Source organism: Cereibacter ovatus (assembly GCF_900207575.1).
Taxonomy (GTDB): domain Bacteria; phylum Pseudomonadota; class Alphaproteobacteria; order Rhodobacterales; family Rhodobacteraceae; genus Cereibacter_A; species Cereibacter_A ovatus.
In genome coordinates this window covers 43,159-60,642 of the sequence record NZ_OAOQ01000001.1, presented here as the reverse complement: position 1 = coordinate 60,642, position 17,484 = coordinate 43,159, and the positions used below count along the sequence as shown (strand labels likewise).

Annotated in this window: 14 protein-coding genes and 2 riboswitches; of the genes, 5 read left to right on the top strand and 9 right to left on the bottom strand. The window is 66.1% G+C overall.

The window, feature by feature from the left end:
• The 4 genes from CRO07_RS00280 to CRO07_RS00265 all read left to right on the top strand — a co-directional run bounded on the left by CRO07_RS00280 (position 1) and on the right by CRO07_RS00265 (position 5,693).
• Complete coding sequence (locus tag CRO07_RS00280; RefSeq protein ID WP_097028696.1) at positions 1–393, top strand: MerR family transcriptional regulator; 393 nt, start codon at positions 1–3, stop codon at positions 391–393.
• Positions 394–404: 11 nt separating this feature from the next.
• Positions 405–2,180: an acyl-CoA dehydrogenase C-terminal domain-containing protein gene (locus CRO07_RS00275; protein WP_097028695.1), complete on the top strand. Its 1,776-nt coding sequence runs from the start codon at positions 405–407 to the stop codon at positions 2,178–2,180.
• Positions 2,181–2,268: 88 nt separating this feature from the next.
• Complete coding sequence (locus CRO07_RS00270; protein ID WP_097028694.1) at positions 2,269–3,480, top strand: acetyl-CoA C-acetyltransferase; 1,212 nt, start codon at positions 2,269–2,271, stop codon at positions 3,478–3,480.
• A gap of 11 nt (positions 3,481–3,491) precedes the next feature.
• Positions 3,492–5,693, top strand: a complete 2,202-nt coding sequence (locus CRO07_RS00265) for a 3-hydroxyacyl-CoA dehydrogenase NAD-binding domain-containing protein (RefSeq protein WP_097028693.1) — start codon at positions 3,492–3,494, stop codon at positions 5,691–5,693.
• Here the strand turns inward: CRO07_RS00265 and CRO07_RS00260 are convergent.
• From CRO07_RS00260 to scpA, 5 genes are all read right to left on the bottom strand, one after another.
• The gene (locus CRO07_RS00260; protein WP_097028692.1) at positions 5,657–6,301 is read right to left on the bottom strand and encodes a Hint domain-containing protein; all 645 of its coding nucleotides are present in this window, start codon (positions 6,299–6,301) and stop codon (positions 5,657–5,659) included. The genes CRO07_RS00265 and CRO07_RS00260 overlap by 37 nt on opposite strands.
• A 177-nt stretch (positions 6,302–6,478) precedes the next feature.
• Positions 6,479–9,340, bottom strand: coding sequence for an aminomethyl-transferring glycine dehydrogenase (gcvP, locus tag CRO07_RS00255; protein ID WP_097028691.1), 2,862 nt, complete (start codon positions 9,338–9,340; stop codon positions 6,479–6,481).
• Positions 9,341–9,344: 4 nt separating this feature from the next.
• Positions 9,345–9,701 (bottom strand): glycine cleavage system protein GcvH, encoded by a 357-nt coding sequence (gene gcvH, locus CRO07_RS00250; RefSeq protein WP_097028690.1) that lies wholly within the window; start codon positions 9,699–9,701, stop codon positions 9,345–9,347.
• Positions 9,702–9,709: 8 nt separating this feature from the next.
• Complete coding sequence (gene gcvT, locus CRO07_RS00245) at positions 9,710–10,843, bottom strand: glycine cleavage system aminomethyltransferase GcvT (protein WP_097028689.1); 1,134 nt, start codon at positions 10,841–10,843, stop codon at positions 9,710–9,712.
• Positions 10,844–10,916: 73 nt separating this feature from the next.
• Positions 10,917–10,977: riboswitch (glycine riboswitch) on the bottom strand.
• A 4-nt stretch (positions 10,978–10,981) separates the two neighbouring features.
• Positions 10,982–11,073: riboswitch (glycine riboswitch) on the bottom strand.
• A gap of 306 nt (positions 11,074–11,379) precedes the next feature.
• A complete protein-coding gene (scpA, locus tag CRO07_RS00240; RefSeq protein WP_097028688.1) occupies positions 11,380–13,509 on the bottom strand; it encodes a methylmalonyl-CoA mutase in 2,130 nt (709 codons plus the stop codon).
• A gap of 97 nt (positions 13,510–13,606) precedes the next feature.
• Here scpA and CRO07_RS00235 point away from each other — a divergent pair, with 97 nt between their 5' ends.
• Entirely contained in the window at positions 13,607–14,044 is a 438-nt protein-coding gene (locus CRO07_RS00235; protein ID WP_097028687.1) for a DUF4174 domain-containing protein, read from the top strand.
• A gap of 1 nt (position 14,045) precedes the next feature.
• Here the strand turns inward: CRO07_RS00235 and CRO07_RS00230 are convergent, their stop codons facing one another.
• The 4 genes from CRO07_RS00230 to CRO07_RS19285 all read right to left on the bottom strand — a co-directional run bounded on the left by CRO07_RS00230 (position 14,046) and on the right by CRO07_RS19285 (position 17,277).
• A complete protein-coding gene (locus CRO07_RS00230) occupies positions 14,046–16,046 on the bottom strand; it encodes an acetyl-CoA carboxylase biotin carboxylase subunit (protein WP_097029020.1) in 2,001 nt (666 codons plus the stop codon).
• A gap of 114 nt (positions 16,047–16,160) precedes the next feature.
• Positions 16,161–16,388, bottom strand: coding sequence for a hypothetical protein (locus CRO07_RS00225; RefSeq protein WP_097028686.1), 228 nt, complete (start codon positions 16,386–16,388; stop codon positions 16,161–16,163).
• A 277-nt stretch (positions 16,389–16,665) separates the two neighbouring features.
• Complete coding sequence (locus CRO07_RS00220) at positions 16,666–17,067, bottom strand: hypothetical protein (protein WP_097028685.1); 402 nt, start codon at positions 17,065–17,067, stop codon at positions 16,666–16,668.
• A gap of 75 nt (positions 17,068–17,142) precedes the next feature.
• Positions 17,143–17,277, bottom strand: coding sequence for a hypothetical protein (locus tag CRO07_RS19285; protein ID WP_097028684.1), 135 nt, complete (start codon positions 17,275–17,277; stop codon positions 17,143–17,145).
• Between the last annotated feature and the right edge of the window lie 207 nt (positions 17,278–17,484).

The window sequence follows — 17,484 nt, the reverse complement described above, 5'->3', positions numbered from 1 at the left end:
ATGACCAGCGACGTGATGACCATCCGCGAGATGTGTGAAGCGTTCGATGTGACGCCGCGCACGCTGCGCTTTTACGAATCGAAGGAACTGCTGTTCCCGATCCGGGACGGCACAAGGCGCCTGTTCACCCGCCGCGACCGGGCGCGGCTGAAGCTGATCCTGCGCGGCAAGCGGTTCGGCTTCAGCCTGGAAGAAATCCGCCAGCTTCTGGACCTTTACGACCGCGACGGCACGCAAGAGGTGCAGCTTCTGCGCACCTATCAGGTCGCACGCGAACGGCTGGACCAGATGGAACGCCAGCGCGCCGAACTGGACGAAGCGATCGCAGACCTGAAAGAACAACTCGCCTGGGGCGAAGAGGCGCTGGCCGCCTTCCGCCGCGCGGCCGAGTAGGGAGGAAGACGATGCCCATCTACAACGCCCCCGTGGCCGACATGCAGTTCATCCTGCATGAAGTTCTGAAACCTGCCGAAACCGGCATCCCCGGCTATGACGAACTGGACCCCGATTTCACCGTCGCCGTGCTGGACGAGGCGGGAAAGCTGGCCCGCGACGTGCTGGCGCCGCTGAACCGTGTGGGCGACACCGAGGGCTGCCGGCTGGAAAACGGCGTGGTCCGCACCCCGACCGGATATGCCGAAGCCTTCCGCCAGATGAAGGACGGCGGCTGGACCGCGCTTGACTGCGACCCGGCCTATGGCGGGCAGGGGCTGCCCTATCTGATGCAGACCGCGGTGGGCGAGATCTTCGTTTCGGCCAACATGGCCTTCAACATGTATCAGGGCCTGACCCATGGCGCGGTCTCGGCGATCCATGCCCATGGCACCGAAGATCAGAAGCGCACATGGCTGCCGAAGATGGTCACCTGCGACTGGACCGGCACGATGAACCTGACCGAGCCGCACGCCGGCACCGACCTTGGCATGATGCGCACCCGCGCCGAGCCGCAGGCGGATGGCAGCTATCTGATCACAGGGGAAAAGATTTTCATCTCGGCCGGCGATCACGATCTGGCCGAGAACATCGTGCATCTGGTGCTGGCCAAGGCCCCCGGCGGCGGCGAGGGCACCAAGGGCATTTCGCTGTTCATCGTGCCGAAATTCCTTGTGAACGAGGATGGGTCGCTGGGCGAACGCAACGCCGTCTCGGTCGGCAAGATCGAGCGCAAGATGGGCATCCACGGCAATGCCACCTGCGTGCTGAACTATGACGGCGCCAAAGGCTGGCTGCTGGGAGAGTTGCACAAGGGCATGCGCGCCATGTTCACCATGATGAACGAGGCGCGTCTGGGCGTGGGTCTGCAAGGCTATGCCGTGGCCGAGGCCGCCTATCAGAATGCGGTGGCCTATGCCCGTGACCGGCTTCAGGGTCGTTCGGTTTCCGGTCAGGGCAGCACGGACGGGCCGGCCGATCCGCTGATCGTTCACCCAGACATCCGCCGTAACCTGATGGATCAGAAAAGCTTTCTGGAAGGCGCCCGCGCACTGACCTTCTGGGGCGCGCATCTGATCGACCGCTCGGTCCGGTTGGGCGATGCCGAGGCCGAAGGGCTGATCTCGCTTCTGACGCCGGTGATCAAGGGTTTCCAGACCGACAAGGGGTTTGAATCGGCGGTGGCCGCGCAGCAGGTCTGGGGCGGGCATGGCTATATCGAAGACAACGGCATGAGCCAGTTCGCCCGCGATGCCCGCATCGCCATGATCTACGAAGGCGCCAACGGAATTCAGGCGCTGGATCTGGTGGGTCGAAAGCTGGCCGCCGAGGGTGGCAAGCCCGCGATGGCGTTCTTTCACCTGATCCGCGGCTTCCTGAAGGAAAACGAAAACGATCCGCGCCTTGAAGGCTTTGTCGAACCGCTGAAACAGGCGTCGAAGGACTGCCAGAAAGCTGCGATGTTCTTTGCCGAGCGCGGCATGAAAAACCCCGACGAGGCGCTGGCGGGATCTTACGATTTCATGACCATGATGGGGCATCTGTGCCTTGGCTACATGTGGGCGCGGATGGCCCGAGCCGCCGCCGATGCGCTGGACGCCGGCCGCGGCGATGCCGAGGCATTGCGCACCAAGATCGCGACGGGGCGCTACTACATGCTGCGCCATCTGCCCGCCACGGCCCTACATCTGGCCCGCATCGAAAGCGGCGCCGGCCCGGTGATGGCGCTTTCCGCCGACGCGTTCTGAACCCTTCCGGCGCGCGAAGGCCGCGCCGATCCCAGACCCCAGACCATGCCGAACGCCCCCAAACGGCCGCACGGCAGAAGGAGGACAGATGACCGACGCCTATATCTACGACGCTCTGCGCACCCCGCGCGGGCGCGGCCGCCCCGATGGCGCTCTGCACGAGGTCACATCGGTTGCGCTGTCGGCGGGCGTGCTGAACGCATTGAACGCACGCAACAATCTGGATGGCGCCCCGATCGAGGATGTCATCTGGGGCAATGCCACACAGGTCGGGGAACAGGGCGGCTGTCTTGCCCGCTCGGCCGTTCTTCTGTCGGATCTGGACGAACGCATCCCTGGCCTGTCGATCAACCGCTTCTGCGCCAGCGGGATGGAGGCGGTCAATCTGGCCGCCAACCAGATCCGTGCCGGTGCGGGCGCAGCCTATATCGCGGGCGGTGTTGAAATGATGAGCCGTGTCGCCATGGGCTCGGACGGGGCGGCGATCGCGGTGGACCCCTCGCTTGCAATGAAAACGTATTTCGTGCCGCAGGGGATCTCGGCCGACATCATCGCCACCCGCTACGGGTTCACCCGCGACGAGGCCGATGCGCTGGCGGTGGAAAGCCAGAAACGGGCCGCAACCGCGTGGCGCGAGGGACGGTTTGACCGCTCGGTGGTGCCGGTGACGGACCGCAACGGCCTGACCATCCTTGACCGCGACGACTACCTGCGCCCCGACACCGACATGCAGACGCTTGCCGCGCTGAAGCCCGCCTTCCGCGAGATGGGCGAGCAGATGCCCGGCTTCGACAAGCTGGCGCAGATGAAATATCCCGAACTGGAACGGATCGAGCATATCCACCACGCCGGAAACTCGTCCGGCATCGTGGACGGGGCCGCCGCCGTGCTGATCGGCAACCGCGCCTTTGGCGAGGCGCATGGCCTGAAACCGCGGGCCCGCATCCGCGCAACCGCCAAGGTGGGCACAGATCCGACGATCATGCTGACCGGCCCGGTTCCGGTCACTGAAAAGATTTTGCGTGATAGCGGCATGCAGATTTCCGACATCGACCTGTTCGAGGTGAACGAGGCCTTCGCCGCAGTCGTTCTGCGCTTCCAGCAGGCGTTCGGGATCGATCCGTCGCGGGTGAACGTGAACGGCGGCGCCATCGCCATGGGCCATCCGCTGGGAGCAACCGGCGCGATCATCATCGGCACCCTGCTGGACGAGTTGGAACGCACCGGCAAATCGATCGGCCTTGCAACGCTTTGCGTCGCCTCTGGCATGGGTGCCGCCACCATCATCGAGCGGGTCTGAAGGAGGACACCATGACCGATTTCACCAGCCAGACCGACGCCTCTGGCGTCTGCACCATCACCTGGGACGTGCCCGGCAAATCGATGAACGTCATGTCGATGGCCGGCTTTGCCGATCTCGACGCGCTGATCGATGCCGCACTGGCCGATCCTGCGGTCAAGGGGATTGTCCTGACTTCGGCGAAAAAGGATTTCGCAGGCGGGATGGATCTGAACGTGATCGCCCGCATGAAAGAAGAAGGCGGCGCCGATCCGGCGAAGGCGGTCTTTGACGGCGTGATGGGGATGCACGCCGTCCTGCGCAAGATCGAACGGGCCGGGATGGACCCGAAGACGCTGAAGGGTGGCAAGCCAATCGTCGCCGCGCTGCCGGGCACGGCGCTGGGGATCGGGCTGGAACTGCCACTGGCCTGCCACCGCATCATCGCCGCCGACAATCCCAAGGCCAAGATCGGCCTGCCCGAGATCCTGGTCGGCATCTTTCCCGGCGGCGGTGGCACCACGCGCCTTGCCCGCAAGCTGGGTGCGATGATGGCGGCGCCCCTGCTTCTGGAAGGCAAACTGAACGATCCGCGCGGGGCCAAGGCCATGGGCGTGGTCGATGAGGTGGTTCCCCCCGAAGACCTGCTGGATCGCGCGAAAGCGTGGGTTCTTGCGGCCAAGGACGCCGATCTGGTGAAGCCGTGGGATCAGAAGGGTTACAAGATGCCCGGCGGCGCGCCCTATCATCCTGCGGGCTTCATGACCTTTGTCGGCGCCTCGGCCATGGTGCTGGGCAAGACGATGGGGGTCTATCCCGCGGCCAAGGCGCTGCTGTCGGCGGTTTATGAAGGCGCGCTGGTGCCGTTCGACACCGCACTGAAGATCGAGGCGCGCTGGTTCACCCATGTTCTGATGAACCCGTCGTCCTCGGCGATGATCCGGTCGCTGTTCATCAACAAGGAGGCGCTGGAAAAAGGCGCCGTCCGCCCTGCCCTGCCCGATCAGTCGGTGAAAACGCTGGGCGTGCTGGGCGCAGGCATGATGGGGGCGGGCATCGCCCATGTCGCGGCCAGCGCCGGCATCAAGGTCGTGCTGATCGACGCGGGCCAGGAGGCCGCCGACCGCGGCAAGGCCCATGCCGAGGCGCTGCTCGACAAGGCGATGAAGCGCGGCAAGATCACCGCCGAGACCCGCGCCGAGGTGCTGGCCCGCATCACCCCCACCACCGATTATGCGGCCCTTGCCGGGGCCGATCTGATCGTGGAAGCGGTGTTCGAAGATCCGGCGGTGAAGGCCGATGTCACCCGCCGGGCAGAGGCCGCCACCCCGGCCGACTGCATCTTCGCCACCAACACCTCGACCCTGCCGATCTCGGGGCTGGCCAAGGCCAGCCAGCGCCCCGAACAGTTCATCGGCATCCATTTCTTCTCGCCGGTCGACAAGATGATGCTGGTCGAGATCATCCGCGGCCAACAGACCGGCGACCGCGCGGTGGCCAAGGCGCTGGATTTCGTGCGCCAGATCCGCAAGACCCCTATCGTGGTGAATGACGCGCGCTTCTTCTACGCCAACCGCTGCATCATCCCCTATATCAACGAGGGCATCCGCATGGTGGCCGAAGGCGTGGCCCCCGCGCTGATCGAGAATGCCGCCAAGCTGGTGGGGATGCCGCTGGGGCCGCTGCAACTGGTGGATGAAACCTCGATCGAGCTTGGGGTGAAGATCGCCAAGGCGACAAAGGCCGCGATGGGCGAGGCCTATCCCGACGCGGCGGTGGATGCGGTGATCTTCCGGCTGGCGGATCAGGGGCGGCTGGGCAAGAAGGCCAACGCTGGCTTCTATGCCTATGACGAGGCAGGAAAAAGGCTGGGCCTGTGGCCGGGGCTTGACGGGTTCTGGCCGGTCCTGGATCCCCAGCCCGCCCTGCCCGAGGTGCAGCACCGGCTGCTGTTCGCGCAGGTGCTGGAAGCGGTGCGGGCGCTGGAACAAGGCGTTCTGACCGACATCCGCGAAGGCGACGTGGGCGCGATCCTTGGCTGGGGCTTTGCGCCATGGTCAGGCGGGCCGTTCAGCTGGCTGGACATGATCGGGGCGCCCCGCGCGGTCGAGATCTGCGACGGACTGGCCGCGCGCCACGGCGCCCGCTTTGCAGTGCCGCAGCTTCTGCGCGACATGGCGGCCGCGGGCGACAGCTTCTACGGCCGGTTCGCGCCCCGTTCGCGCGCGGCCTGACCCCGCAGGGCGGCGCCTGCCTCTTCGGCCAGAAGGCAGGCGATCAGATGCAGCCCCTGTTCAAGGGTCAGCGCGGGCGGCCTTGCCACAGCCGTCCGCGTCAGCATCGCCTGAACGGGATCTTCCGGCACCTCAAGCCCGGCGCAGCGCAACAACGTGGCGCCGGCAGCATAGATCACCTGCTCCTGCGCAAAGCCAAGCGAGACCGCCAGCGTCTCGTCCGGTGGCGGCATCCGCGCGATGCCGCGGAACCCGTCCAGCGCCGCCGCGGGCACCAGTGCGAAGGGCTCTCCGCACAGGGTTTCGGCCCGTTCGGTTTCCAGAAGCACCAGTTGCCCCGATAGCAGCAGCAGCGCCGCGCGATTGTCCAACGCCCCCGGCGGCACATGCAGCGGCGCCAACGACGGTGGCCATTGCGCGGGCCGGATGCGGCTGTGCCGCGCCATCCGCACCGGCTGCGGCGGTCCGTCCATGGTCAGGACCGCATCGCCTTCACGGATCAGTTCGGCTGCGCGCCAGCCCTTGGGCGTGGCAACGCTGGTGCCGGCGAAGATCCCTTCGACCAGCACCGCGGCCCCTTGGGGGGTATCCTGCTCCTCTTGCACCATGACCCAGCCTGTTTCGCGCCCGCCCTCTGACAGGGCGGATAAGCCGGTCTGACGACAAGGGTCGGCGAAACCGGCGCGACAGGGTGCCGACCTTGCGGCAAATGCCGACAAGTCGAACTACCGCGGAACGGCTGGGCCCCGGCAGATTGCCGGGGCGCTTTGGCGGGGCGCGGCGGACTAGCCGGCGTAGCTTTCCACCGGCGGGCAGATGCAGACAAGGTTCCGGTCGCCCCAGGCATTGTCGGCCCGGCCCACCGGCGGCCAGTATTTGTCCACCCGGAACGCGCCGGGCGGAAAGCAGCCCTGTTCGCGCGGGTATTTCCGATCCCAGCCGGCCACCAGATCCTCGACCGTGTGCGGCGCGTGGCGCAGCGGGCTGTCGGCCGCCGAAATCTCGCCGGTTTCAACCGCGCGGATCTCGTCGCGGATGGCCAGAAGCGCGGTGATGAAGCGGTCGATCTCGGCCTTGGTCTCGGATTCGGTGGGTTCCACCATCAGCGTGCCGGCCACCGGCCAGCTCATGGTGGGGGCGTGAAAGCCGTTGTCGATCAGGCGCTTGGCGATGTCATCGACGGTGACGCCCACCTCTGCGAAGGGGCGGGTATCAAGGATGCATTCATGCGCCACCCGGCCGCGGTTGCCCATGAACAGCACCTCATAGGCGCCCTTCAGCCGTGCCGCGATATAGTTGGCGTTCAGGATCGCCACCCGCGTGGCCTGTGTCAGCCCCTCGCCGCCCATCATCAGGCAATAGGCCCATGAAATCAGCAGGATCGAGGCCGAGCCATAGGGCGCCGCCGACACCGGCCCCTCATGCGCCGCGGCACTGTCGCCGCCGGTCAGCGGGCCGCTGACTTCGGGGTGTCCCGGCAGATAGGGTGCCAGATGCGCCTTGACCCCGATCGGCCCCATGCCGGGACCGCCGCCGCCATGCGGGATGGCAAAGGTCTTGTGCAGGTTCAGGTGGCTGACATCGCCGCCGATGGCGCCGGGCTGCACAAGGCCCACCATCGCGTTCATGTTGGCGCCGTCGATATAGACCTGACCGCCGTGGTCGTGGGTGATCCGGCAGACCTCGCGCACGGTCTCTTCGAACACGCCATGGGTGGAGGGATAGGTGATCATGCAGGCGGCCAGCCGGTCGCCCGCCTCGGCCGCCTTGTCGCGGAAGTCATCCAGATCGACGTCGCCGTTCGGCGCCGATTTCACCACCACGACCTTCATCCCCGCCATATGCGCCGACGCCGGGTTGGTGCCATGCGCCGAAACCGGGATCAGACAGATGTCGCGCTGCGCCTCGCCCCGGGCGCGATGCCAGGCAAGGATTGTCAGCAGCCCGGCATATTCGCCCTGCGCGCCCGAGTTCGGCTGCATCGACATCGCGTCATAGCCGGTGATCCGGCACAGCCGCGCCGCCAGATCGCGGATCGCCTCGTGATAGCCGGCAGCCTGATCGACCGGGGCAAAGGGATGCAGCGTGGCAAATTCAGGCCATGTGATCGGCATCATCTCGGCTGCGGCATTCAGCTTCATCGTGCAAGAGCCCAGGGGGATCATCGCCCGATCCAGCGCCAGATCGCGGTCCGACAGACGGCGCATATAGCGCATCATCTCGGATTCGGCCCGGTTCATGTGAAAGACCGGATGGGTCAGATAATCGGTCTGGCGCAGCATCGGCTCGGGGAAGCCAAGGCCCACCTGGGCCGGGGCGGCATCGGGGATGCCAAAGGCATCGAGAACCCGGGCGATCACGCCCGCATCCGTGGTCTCGTCCAGCGAGATCCCCACCCGGTCGCGGCCCACCTTGCGCAGGTTGATGCCGCGGTGACGCGCGGCGGCAAGGATGCCCGCCTGCCCCACCCCCACCTCGACGGTGATCGTGTCGAAAAAGGCGTCGGGGCTGACGCGGGCGCCTGCATCCTTCAGCGCCTGCGCCAGACGCACGGTGTTCAGATGCACCCGTTCCGCGATATGGCGCAGCCCCTTGGGGCCGTGGAACACCGCGTAAAAGCTGGCCATCACCGCCAGAAGCGCCTGCGCCGTGCAGACGTTGGACGTCGCCTTTTCGCGCCGGATATGCTGTTCGCGGGTTTGCAGCGCAAGGCGATAGGCCTTGTTGCCGCGCACATCGACCGACACGCCGACCAGACGGCCGGGCATCGCGCGTTTCAACTCGTCCCGGCAGGACATGAAGGCCGCATGCGGCCCGCCATAGCCCATCGGCACCCCGAACCGCTGCGCCGAGCCCACGGCGATGTCGGCCCCCATCGCGCCCGGCTCCTTCAGCAGACACAGCGCCAGAAGATCGGTCGCGACCACGGCCACCGCGCGGGCGTCATGCAGGGCCGCGATCTCGGCCGTGAAGTCGCGCACAAGGCCATAGGTGCCGGGATACTGGAACAGCGCGCCGAACACCTCGGCCGGCTGAAGCCGGTCGGGGTGGTCCACGATCACCGTGATCCCCAGCGGCTCGGCCCGGGTCCGGATCACCGCGATAGTCTGGGGATGGCAGTCGGCATCGACAAAGAAGGCCCGCGCCTTCGACTTGGCGGCACGCTGGGCCATGGTCATCGCCTCGGCCGCGGCCGTCGCCTCATCCAGAAGCGAAGCGTTGGCGATCGGCAGGCCGGTCAGGTCGGCCACCATGGTCTGATAGTTCAGCAGGGCTTCCAGCCGCCCTTGGGCGATTTCGGGCTGATAGGGGGTATAGGCGGTATACCAGGCCGGGTTTTCCAGAATGTTGCGCTGAATCGCCGGGGGCGTCACGGTGCCGTAATAGCCCTGCCCGATCAACGAGACCATCACCCGGTTCTTCGCCGCGACCTCTCGCAGCCGGGCCAGAAGTTCATGTTCGGCCAGGGGCGCCCAGTCCAGCGGGCTTTCCTGCCGGATCGAGGCCGGCACCGTCTCGTCGATCAGCTGATCGAGCGAGGAAACCCCCACCACGCGCAGCATCTCTTCCATTTCCGAGGGCGACGGGCCGATGTGCCGGCGGTTGGCGAAATCGTAGGCGTTGTAGTCGGTGGGGGTAAAGGTCATCGCGTCAGCCGATCATGTCCTGGTATTCGTCTTCGTCCATGAAATCGTCGAGAACCGACAGATCATCGACACGCATCTTGAAGAACCACGCCGTCATCGGGTCGGCGTTCACAAGGCCGGGCTTTTCCACCAGCTTGTCGTTCACCGCCACGATCTCGCCATCCATCGGCGCCGCGATATCCGAGGCCGCCTTGACGCTTTCGATCACCGCCACCTCGTCGCCCTCGGCGACCATGGTCTCGATCTCGGGCAGTTCGATGAACACCACATCGCCCAGTTGCGTGGCGGCGTGTTCGGTGATGCCAACCACGACAAGGTCGCCCTCGACGCGCAGCCATTCGTGTTCCTTGGTGTATTTCATGTCTTGCCTCAGCGTTTGTAGGTGGAGGGTCGGAAAGGAAGCGGGACGACGGTCACGGGCAGACGCTTGCCGCGGACCTCGCCCAGAAGCTGGGTGCCGGGGGCGGCATGGGCCGCGGCGACATAGGCCATCGCCACCGGCGCCTCGACCGAGGGGCCAAAGCCGCCCGAGGTGACGCGGCCGACCGGGGTGCCGTCGGGGGTGAACAGGTCGGTGCCCTCGCGCATGGGCGCGCGGCCCTCGGGGCGCAGGCCCACGCGCAGGCGCCGGGGACCATCGGCCAGTTCCGCAAGGATACGCTCGGCGCCGGCAAAGCCGCCTGCGCGCGCCCCGCCCGGGCGGCGGGCCTTCTGGATCGCCCAGCCAAGGCCGGCCTCGATGGGCGAGGTGGTGGTGTCGATGTCGTGGCCGTAAAGGCAAAGGCCGGCTTCCAGACGCAGGCTGTCGCGGGCGCCAAGGCCGATGGGGGCCACATCGGGCATCGCCAGCAGGCTTTCGGTGAACGCCTCGATCACCAACACGGGGACCGAGATTTCATAGCCATCCTCGCCGGTATAGCCCGACCGCGAGATCCAGAGGTCATGGCCCCGCCAGTCGGCCGAGATCAGATCCATGAAGCGCATGGCCGCGGCCGCCGGGATCAGGCGGGACAGCGCGGCTTCGGCGGCGGGGCCTTGCAGGGCCAGAAGACCGCGGTCTTCCACGGCGACCACCTCGGCCACGTCGGCCAGATGGGCGCGCAGATGGGCGGTGTCCTGCGATGCGCAGGCGGCGTTGACCACGACGAACAGGTGATCGCCGCGGTTGGCGAACATCAGGTCGTCAAGGATGCCGCCGGTGTCGGTGGTCAGCATCCCATACCGCTGGCGGCCGGGGGCAAGACCCAGCACATCCACCGGCATCAGCCGTTCGAACGCGGCGCCGAGCGCGGCCATGTCGGACCGGGGACGCAGAAGAAGCTGGCCCATGTGGCTGACATCGAACAGGCCCGCGGCGGCGCGGGTGTGCAGATGTTCCTTCATCACGCCGGCAGGATACTGCACCGGCATTTCCCAGCCGGCAAAGGGCACCATGCGGGCACCAAGGCGCAGGTGAATGCCATGCAGCGGAAGCCGCCGCAGGTTCGGGGATTCTTCGGTCATGCCGCCCTCCTGACTGTCGATGCCGGCGGAATGCACGGCACCGCGCGGACGGTTTCCCGCCCCGCAGTGCCCCCTCTGTCCCTTGCGCCTGAGATCGTTATCCCTTCGGCGGGCCGACCGGCCACTCTCCAGAGTCTTCGTGTCAGGACGGTCCTTGCGCCTGAGAGTTTCCTGGGGCGTTTGCTCCTTCGGCACCGGGGGGTGCCCCGGATTCTCCCGATCCTGATTGCTTCACCTAGCGCGGCGCGAAAGGCCCTGTCCAGCGAAAAGCGAAGGCGACGTTTTGGGGCGCAAAGGCGACATTGCGGCGGAACGGGACGGGCTGGAACCGGCAATGGGAGCACGGGTTGAAGGGCGGGGGCGCTGCCCCCGTGCCCCCGGGATATTTGGGCCAGAATGAATGGGCAAAGGCTTGTCCCGCGCCGTGTAGCTTTGATGCCGAAATCGGCAGAATGGCCTTGCCCGCCGCCCGGATCGGGCGGCGGGCGCGGGTTCTGGCGGGGACGGCCGCCCCTGGGGGCGAGCCGCCGAACGGGTCAGGCGCGGGCCTGGCGGATCAGGTCGAGGATCTGCTTGGCCGCCGAGGGGATGTTGGTGCCGGGGCCGAAGATGGCCTTGACGCCGGAATTATAGAGGAAATCGTAATCCTGCTGCGGGATCACGCCGCCGCAGATCACCAGGATGTCGCCGGCGCCCTGGGCCTTCAGCGCCTCGATCAGTTTCGGCGCCAGCGTCTTGTGGCCGGCAGCGAGCGACGAGATGCCCACCACATGCACGTCGTTGTCGATGGCATCCTGTGCCGCTTCCTCGGGGGTCTGGAACAGCGTGCCCACATCGACGTCGAAGCCGATGTCGGCAAAGGCGGTCGCGATCACCTTGGCGCCGCGGTCGTGGCCGTCCTGGCCCATCTTGACCACCAGCATCCGGGGCCGGCGGCCTTCTTCCTCGGCGAAGGTCTCCACGTCCTTCTGGATCGCGGCGAAGCCGTCGTCGCCTTCATAGGCGGCGCCATAGACGCCCGAGAGGGTTTTCACTTCGGCGCGGTGGCGGCCGAACACTTTCTCCATGGCCATGCTGATCTCTCCGACAGAGGCGCGGGCGCGCGAGGCGTCCACGGCGGCTTCGAGCAGGTTGCCGCCTTCGGACGCGCGGCGGGTGAGTTCGTCCAGAGCCTTCTGGCAGGCGGCCTCGTCGCGGGTGGCGCGCATCTTTTCGAGCCGGGCGATCTGGGCGTCGCGCACTGCCACGTTGTCGATGTCGAGGATCTCGATCGGGTCTTCCTTGGCGAGACGATACTTGTTCACGCCGACGATCACATCCTCGCCGCGGTCGATGGCGGCCTGACGGCGGGCGGCGGATTCCTCGATCCGCAGCTTGGGCATCCCCGAGGCCACGGCCTTGGTCATGCCGCCCATCGCCTCGACTTCCTCGATCAGCGCCCAGGCCTTTTCGGCCAGTTCGTTGGTCAGGCTTTCGACGTAATAGCTGCCGGCCAGCGGGTCGACGACCTTCGTCACCCCGGTTTCTTCCTGAAGGATGAGCTGGGTGTTGCGCGCGATCCGGGCGCTGAATTCGGTGGGCAGGGCGATGGCTTCGTCGAGCGCGTTGGTGTGCAGCGACTGCGTGCCGCCCAGCGCCGCGGCCAGCGCCTCATAGGCGGTGCGGATCACGTTGTTGTAGGGGTCTTGCTCTTGCAGGCTGACGCCCGAGGTCTGGCAATGGGTGCGCAGCATCAGGCTGCCGGGTTTCTTCGGCTCGAATTCCGACATGATCCGGTGCCAGAGCATGCGCGCGGCGCGCAGTTTCGCCGCCTCCATGAAGAAGTTCATGCCGATGGCGAAGAAGAAGCTGAGGCGCCCGGCGAATTCATCCACGTTCATGCCGCGGGCGATGGCGGCGCGGACGTATTCGCGCCCGTCGGCCAGCGTATAGGCGAGTTCCTGCACGAGGTTCGCGCCCGCCTCTTGCATGTGATAGCCGGAAATCGAGATCGAGTTGAACTTCGGCATCTCTTTCGCGGTGTATTCGATGATGTCCGCGATGATCCGCATCGAAGGCTCGGGCGGATAGATATAGGTGTTGCGGACCATGAACTCTTTCAGGATGTCGTTCTGGATCGTGCCCGAAAGCTCGGCCCGCGGAACGCCCTGTTCCTCGCCTGTCACGATGAAGCTCGCAAGGATCGGGATCACCGCACCGTTCATCGTCATCGAGACGGAAATCTTTTCCAGCGGGATGCCGTCGAACAGGATCTTCATGTCCTCGACGCTGTCGATGGCCACGCCGGCCTTGCCGACGTCGCCCACCACGCGGGGGTGGTCGCTGTCATAGCCGCGGTGGGTGGCCAGGTCGAAGGCCACCGACACGCCCTGCTGCCCCGCCGCCAGCGCCTTGCGGTAAAAGGCGTTGCTGGCTTCGGCGGTCGAGAAGCCGGCATATTGCCGGATCGTCCAGGGCCGGCCGGCATACATCGTGGCGCGCACGCCGCGGGTGAAGGGCGCCACGCCCGGCACACCATCGAGATGGTCCAGCCCCTCGATGTCGGCCCGCGTGTAAAGCGGCTTCACCGGGATGCCTTCCAGCGTGTTCCAGGTCAGGCTGTCGGGGCTGCGGCCCTTCAGCTCTTTTTCGGCAAGCTTTTGCCACGCGGCCAGCTTATCGGTCATCGGGTCTTCCCTTTCTTGTCGCGGCGGCGCCCTGGCCTTCGCGTCGATCCTTGGGTTTCGGCGCCGCCTGCCCTATATCGGGAACCACGGAGGCCGCATGAAACCCCTTCAAATTCTTGTCCTTGCCGCTTTCCTGCCCCTGACGGCGGGTGCGGGCGAACCTGACGGGCCGGGGCCCGTGGACGCAGCCGACCTGTCGCTGTCCGAGTTTCTTTGGACCAGGCGACCGCTGGTCGTCTTTGCCGACACGCCCGCCGATCCGAATTTCGAACGGCAGATGCAGATGATCGCAGCGCGCATCGACCAGTTGGACGAACGCGATGTGATCGTCATCACCGACACCGACCCCGCCAACCCCAGCGAGATCCGCCGCGCGTTGCATCCGCGCGGCTTCTCGCTCGTGATCCTGGACAAGGACGGGCAGGTGAAGTTGCGCAAGCCCCTGCCCTGGGACGTGCGCGAGATCGGCCGGGCCATCGACAAGTTCCCCCTCAGACGAGAGGAAATGTTCGACAGGAACCCGGCCGGCCGATAGCTCATTCGAACTCCATGATGATGTCGTCGACGCGCAGGCTGGAGCCGGCCGCGGCGGCGATGCGCTTGACTACGCCCTTGCGCTCGGCGCGCAGGATGTTTTCCATCTTCATGGCCTCGACGGTGGCGAGGGCCTGACCTTCCTGCACCTCGTCGCCTTCCTCGACGTTGATCTTCACCACCAGACCCGGCATCGGGCACAGCAGGAAGCGCGAGGTGTCCGGCGGCAGCTTTTCAGGCATCAGCACCGCCAGTTCCGCCTGACGCGGGGTGCGGACATGCACCTTCAGATCCGCGCCGCGCAGGCGGACACGGAAGCCCATCGGGATCTTGCCGACCTTCATCACCAACGGCTTGCCGTCCACCATCACGCGGGCCAGCGGCTGGCCCGGCGTCCAGTCCGAGGTGCAGCGCAGCGACGAGCCGTCACAGAACGTCACGGTCGAGCCTTCGCGGTCGGCGGCGATGCCCACATGGAAATCCTCGCCCTGCAAGGACACCACCCAGTCGTCGCCCACCTTGCGTTCGTGGTTGTCCATCGTGCCGGAAATGCGGGCGCGGCGGATTTCGGCCACGCGGTTCATCGCGGCGGCGGCGGCAGCCACACGGCGCAGCGTGGGTTCATCCAGCGTCGCCCCCTGGAAGCCATCGGGATATTCTTCCGCGATGAAGGCGGTGGTGATGTCGCCGCTGACGAAGCGCGGATGATCCATCACCGCGCCCACGAAGGGCAGGTTGTGGCCGATGCCTTCGACCTCGAACGTATCCAGCGCGATCCGCATTTCCTCGATCGCGGCTTCGCGGGTCGGCGCCCAGGTGCAAAGTTTGGCGATCATCGGGTCGTAATACATCGAGATCTCGCCGCCTTCGAACACGCCGGTATCGTTGCGCACGACCGAGGTGGGCGTGACCGCTTCGACCGGCGGGCGATAGCGGGTCAGCCGCCCGATCGAGGGCAGGAAGTTGCGATAGGGGTCTTCGGCATACAGCCGGCTTTCCATCGCCCAGCCGTTGATCTTCAGGTCGGACTGCTGGAAGGGCAGCTTTTCGCCGGCGGCCACGCGGATCATCTGCTCGACCAGGTCGATGCCGGTGATCAGCTCGGTCACGGGGTGTTCCACCTGAAGGCGGGTGTTCATTTCCAGGAAGTAGAAGTTCTTCTGCCCGTCCACGATGAATTCGACCGTGCCGGCGCTGGCATAGCCTACGGCTTTCGCCAGCGCGCAGGCCTGTTCGCCCATGGCCTTCCGGGTCGCTTCATCCAGGAACGGCGAGGGCGCCTCTTCGATGACCTTCTGGTTCCGGCGCTGGATCGAACATTCGCGCTCGTGCAGGTAGACGCAGTTGCCGTGCTTGTCGGCCAGCACCTGAATTTCGATATGGCGCGGCTGGGTCACGAACTTCTCGATGAAGATCCGGTCGTCACCGAAGCTGTTGGCGGCCTCGTTCTTCGACGACTGGAAACCTTCGCGCGCTTCCTCGGCGTTCCAGGCGATCCGCATCCCCTTGCCACCGCCGCCGGCGCTGGCCTTGATCATCACCGGATAGCCGATCTGATCCGAGATCTTCACCGCCTCATCCGCGTCGGCGATCAGGCCCATGTAGCCCGGAACGGTTGAAACCCCGGCCTCTTGCGCCAGTTTCTTCGAGGTGATCTTGTCGCCCATCGCCTCGATCGCCGGCGACGGCGGGCCGATGAAGACGACGCCGGCCGCTTCCAGCGCGGCGGCGAAATCCATCCGCTCCGACAGGAAGCCATAGCCGGGGTGCACGGCTTCGGCGCCCGATTGCTTGATGGCCTCCATGATCTTGTCGATCACGATATAGGACTGGTTGGCGGGCGGCGGCCCGATGTGGATCGCCTCGTCCGCCATGCTGACATGGAGAGCGTTGCGGTCGGCGTCGGAATAGACCGCCACCGTCTTGATGCCCATCTTGCGGGCGGTCTTGATGACGCGGCAGGCGATCTCGCCCCTGTTCGCGATCAGGATCTTCTTGAACATCATCGTCCCTTTGTCAGCAGCGCCGTTGAGGGCGCAAATAGAAAAGGACCGACCGGGCGCACGGCCCGGACGGTCCCTTCGGTGAAACGCACGCCGCGCGAGGCGGCGACGAACTCAGTAGTAGCCGCCGCCCGAACGGCAGGGCGGCATGCCCGGAACGCCGCAGCTTGCAGCGCCAGCCAGCGCGCCAAGCGCGGCACCGGCGACCATGTTCTGGTCGGTCGCATCGGCAAGCGCCGCGCCGACAAGCGCACCGCCGCCGGCACGCCCCGTGGGCGTGTCGCAGGCCGAAAGGGTCGCGGCGATGGCGCCGAGAACAAGGAATTTCGTGATGTTGGACATGCTCTGCCTCCGTTCCGGATTATGTCTGGGGCAAGGAATACCGCATCGGTTGCGCCGGAAAAGGCGAAAATGACCACCCCGACGGGTTCGGCCGATTTGTGCTTACCCGCGCCAAGGACCGGCCCGACACTGCCGGCGGACCGATGGGAAAGGCTGCGCCCCCCGCGGGCCGGGCACGCCACAGCGCAGCCCGGCGCTGCCTGTCCGGCAGAACCTGCCGTCAGTTCGCGAAGCGCGAAATCAGGCCGCTGGGACAAGGAGGCACCCGGACACACGGCTAGTCTTCCTCTGCATCGTCCCAATCGTCCCAGTCGCCGGTCTGCACCGGCGCATCTGGGGCGAAGATTTCGGGAAAGGCGGCTTCGGCCTTCTTGCGGTCTATCCGCAGAAGGGCCTCGTAGGATTCGGGATCGAAGGGATCTTCGGCGGGCACGACCTCGCGGCCGAACAGCCACGACAGACGCCCCGCATCAAGGTTTCCGCGCTCGAACGGGTCTTCACCGAAATGCGCCCAGAGGGCGGCAAGAAAGCCCGCATCGGCGGCGCGATCAACCGCCTTGCGGTCGCGATACCGCTCGCGCTTGATGATGCGCGTGGCACCATCCTTGTTGGCGCGGCGGACGGTGTATTGCAGATCGGTGCCGGGAAGCCGGCTGGGAAAGCCGCGGTGCTTCAGCATGACGCCACGCCCCCCTTCAACAGAAGGGCGAGGCCAAGGGCGGGCCGGAGAAACTCGACGACCCGCCCGGGCAGATTACTTGTATTTGCCCGTGTAGACCGGCTCGGTCGTGACCGGCGGCTGGTCGACGTAGACGGTTTCTTCTTTCTTAGCGCAGGCGGCCACGACGGCAACCAGGCACAGCGCGAAAACGACGGTGCTCTTCGACATCCTCTACTCCATTTTTTGCTAGCCGACGCCGGGAACTGTTCCCCTGCGTGGACTTCTTGCGAGGCATAGACCGCTTGGGTTCGGTCAGCCGCCATCGTATCTGATCCAAAAGGCGAATGACACAGCGCGCGGCGCAAAGCCCGACCCTGTGACTCTTCTGCATCGCCCCCCCGCGAAATCCGGGGGTTGACCACAATAGATGGTGTA

Excerpts from the sequence above, each read along its gene's own strand:
- CRO07_RS00225 (WP_097028686.1), bottom strand. The coding sequence starts at position 16,388 with ATGTCCAACATCACGAAATTCCTTGTTCTCGGCGCCATCGCCGCGACC.
- gcvP (WP_097028691.1), bottom strand. The coding sequence starts at position 9,340 with ATGACCTTTACCCCCACCGACTACAACGCCTACGATTTCGCCAACCGC.
- CRO07_RS00270 (WP_097028694.1), top strand. The coding sequence starts at position 2,269 with ATGACCGACGCCTATATCTACGACGCTCTGCGCACCCCGCGCGGGCGC.
- CRO07_RS00265 (WP_097028693.1), top strand. The coding sequence starts at position 3,492 with ATGACCGATTTCACCAGCCAGACCGACGCCTCTGGCGTCTGCACCATC.
- CRO07_RS00220 (WP_097028685.1), bottom strand. The coding sequence starts at position 17,067 with ATGCTGAAGCACCGCGGCTTTCCCAGCCGGCTTCCCGGCACCGATCTG.
- CRO07_RS00280 (WP_097028696.1), top strand. The coding sequence starts at position 1 with ATGACCAGCGACGTGATGACCATCCGCGAGATGTGTGAAGCGTTCGAT.
- CRO07_RS00260 (WP_097028692.1), bottom strand. The coding sequence starts at position 6,301 with ATGGTGCAAGAGGAGCAGGATACCCCCCAAGGGGCCGCGGTGCTGGTC.
- gcvT (WP_097028689.1), bottom strand. The coding sequence starts at position 10,843 with ATGACCGAAGAATCCCCGAACCTGCGGCGGCTTCCGCTGCATGGCATT.
- gcvH (WP_097028690.1), bottom strand. The coding sequence starts at position 9,701 with ATGAAATACACCAAGGAACACGAATGGCTGCGCGTCGAGGGCGACCTT.
- CRO07_RS00230 (WP_097029020.1), bottom strand. The coding sequence starts at position 16,046 with ATGTTCAAGAAGATCCTGATCGCGAACAGGGGCGAGATCGCCTGCCGC.
- CRO07_RS00275 (WP_097028695.1), top strand. The coding sequence starts at position 405 with ATGCCCATCTACAACGCCCCCGTGGCCGACATGCAGTTCATCCTGCAT.
- CRO07_RS00235 (WP_097028687.1), top strand. The coding sequence starts at position 13,607 with ATGAAACCCCTTCAAATTCTTGTCCTTGCCGCTTTCCTGCCCCTGACG.
- CRO07_RS19285 (WP_097028684.1), bottom strand. The coding sequence starts at position 17,277 with ATGTCGAAGAGCACCGTCGTTTTCGCGCTGTGCCTGGTTGCCGTCGTG.
- scpA (WP_097028688.1), bottom strand. The coding sequence starts at position 13,509 with ATGACCGATAAGCTGGCCGCGTGGCAAAAGCTTGCCGAAAAAGAGCTG.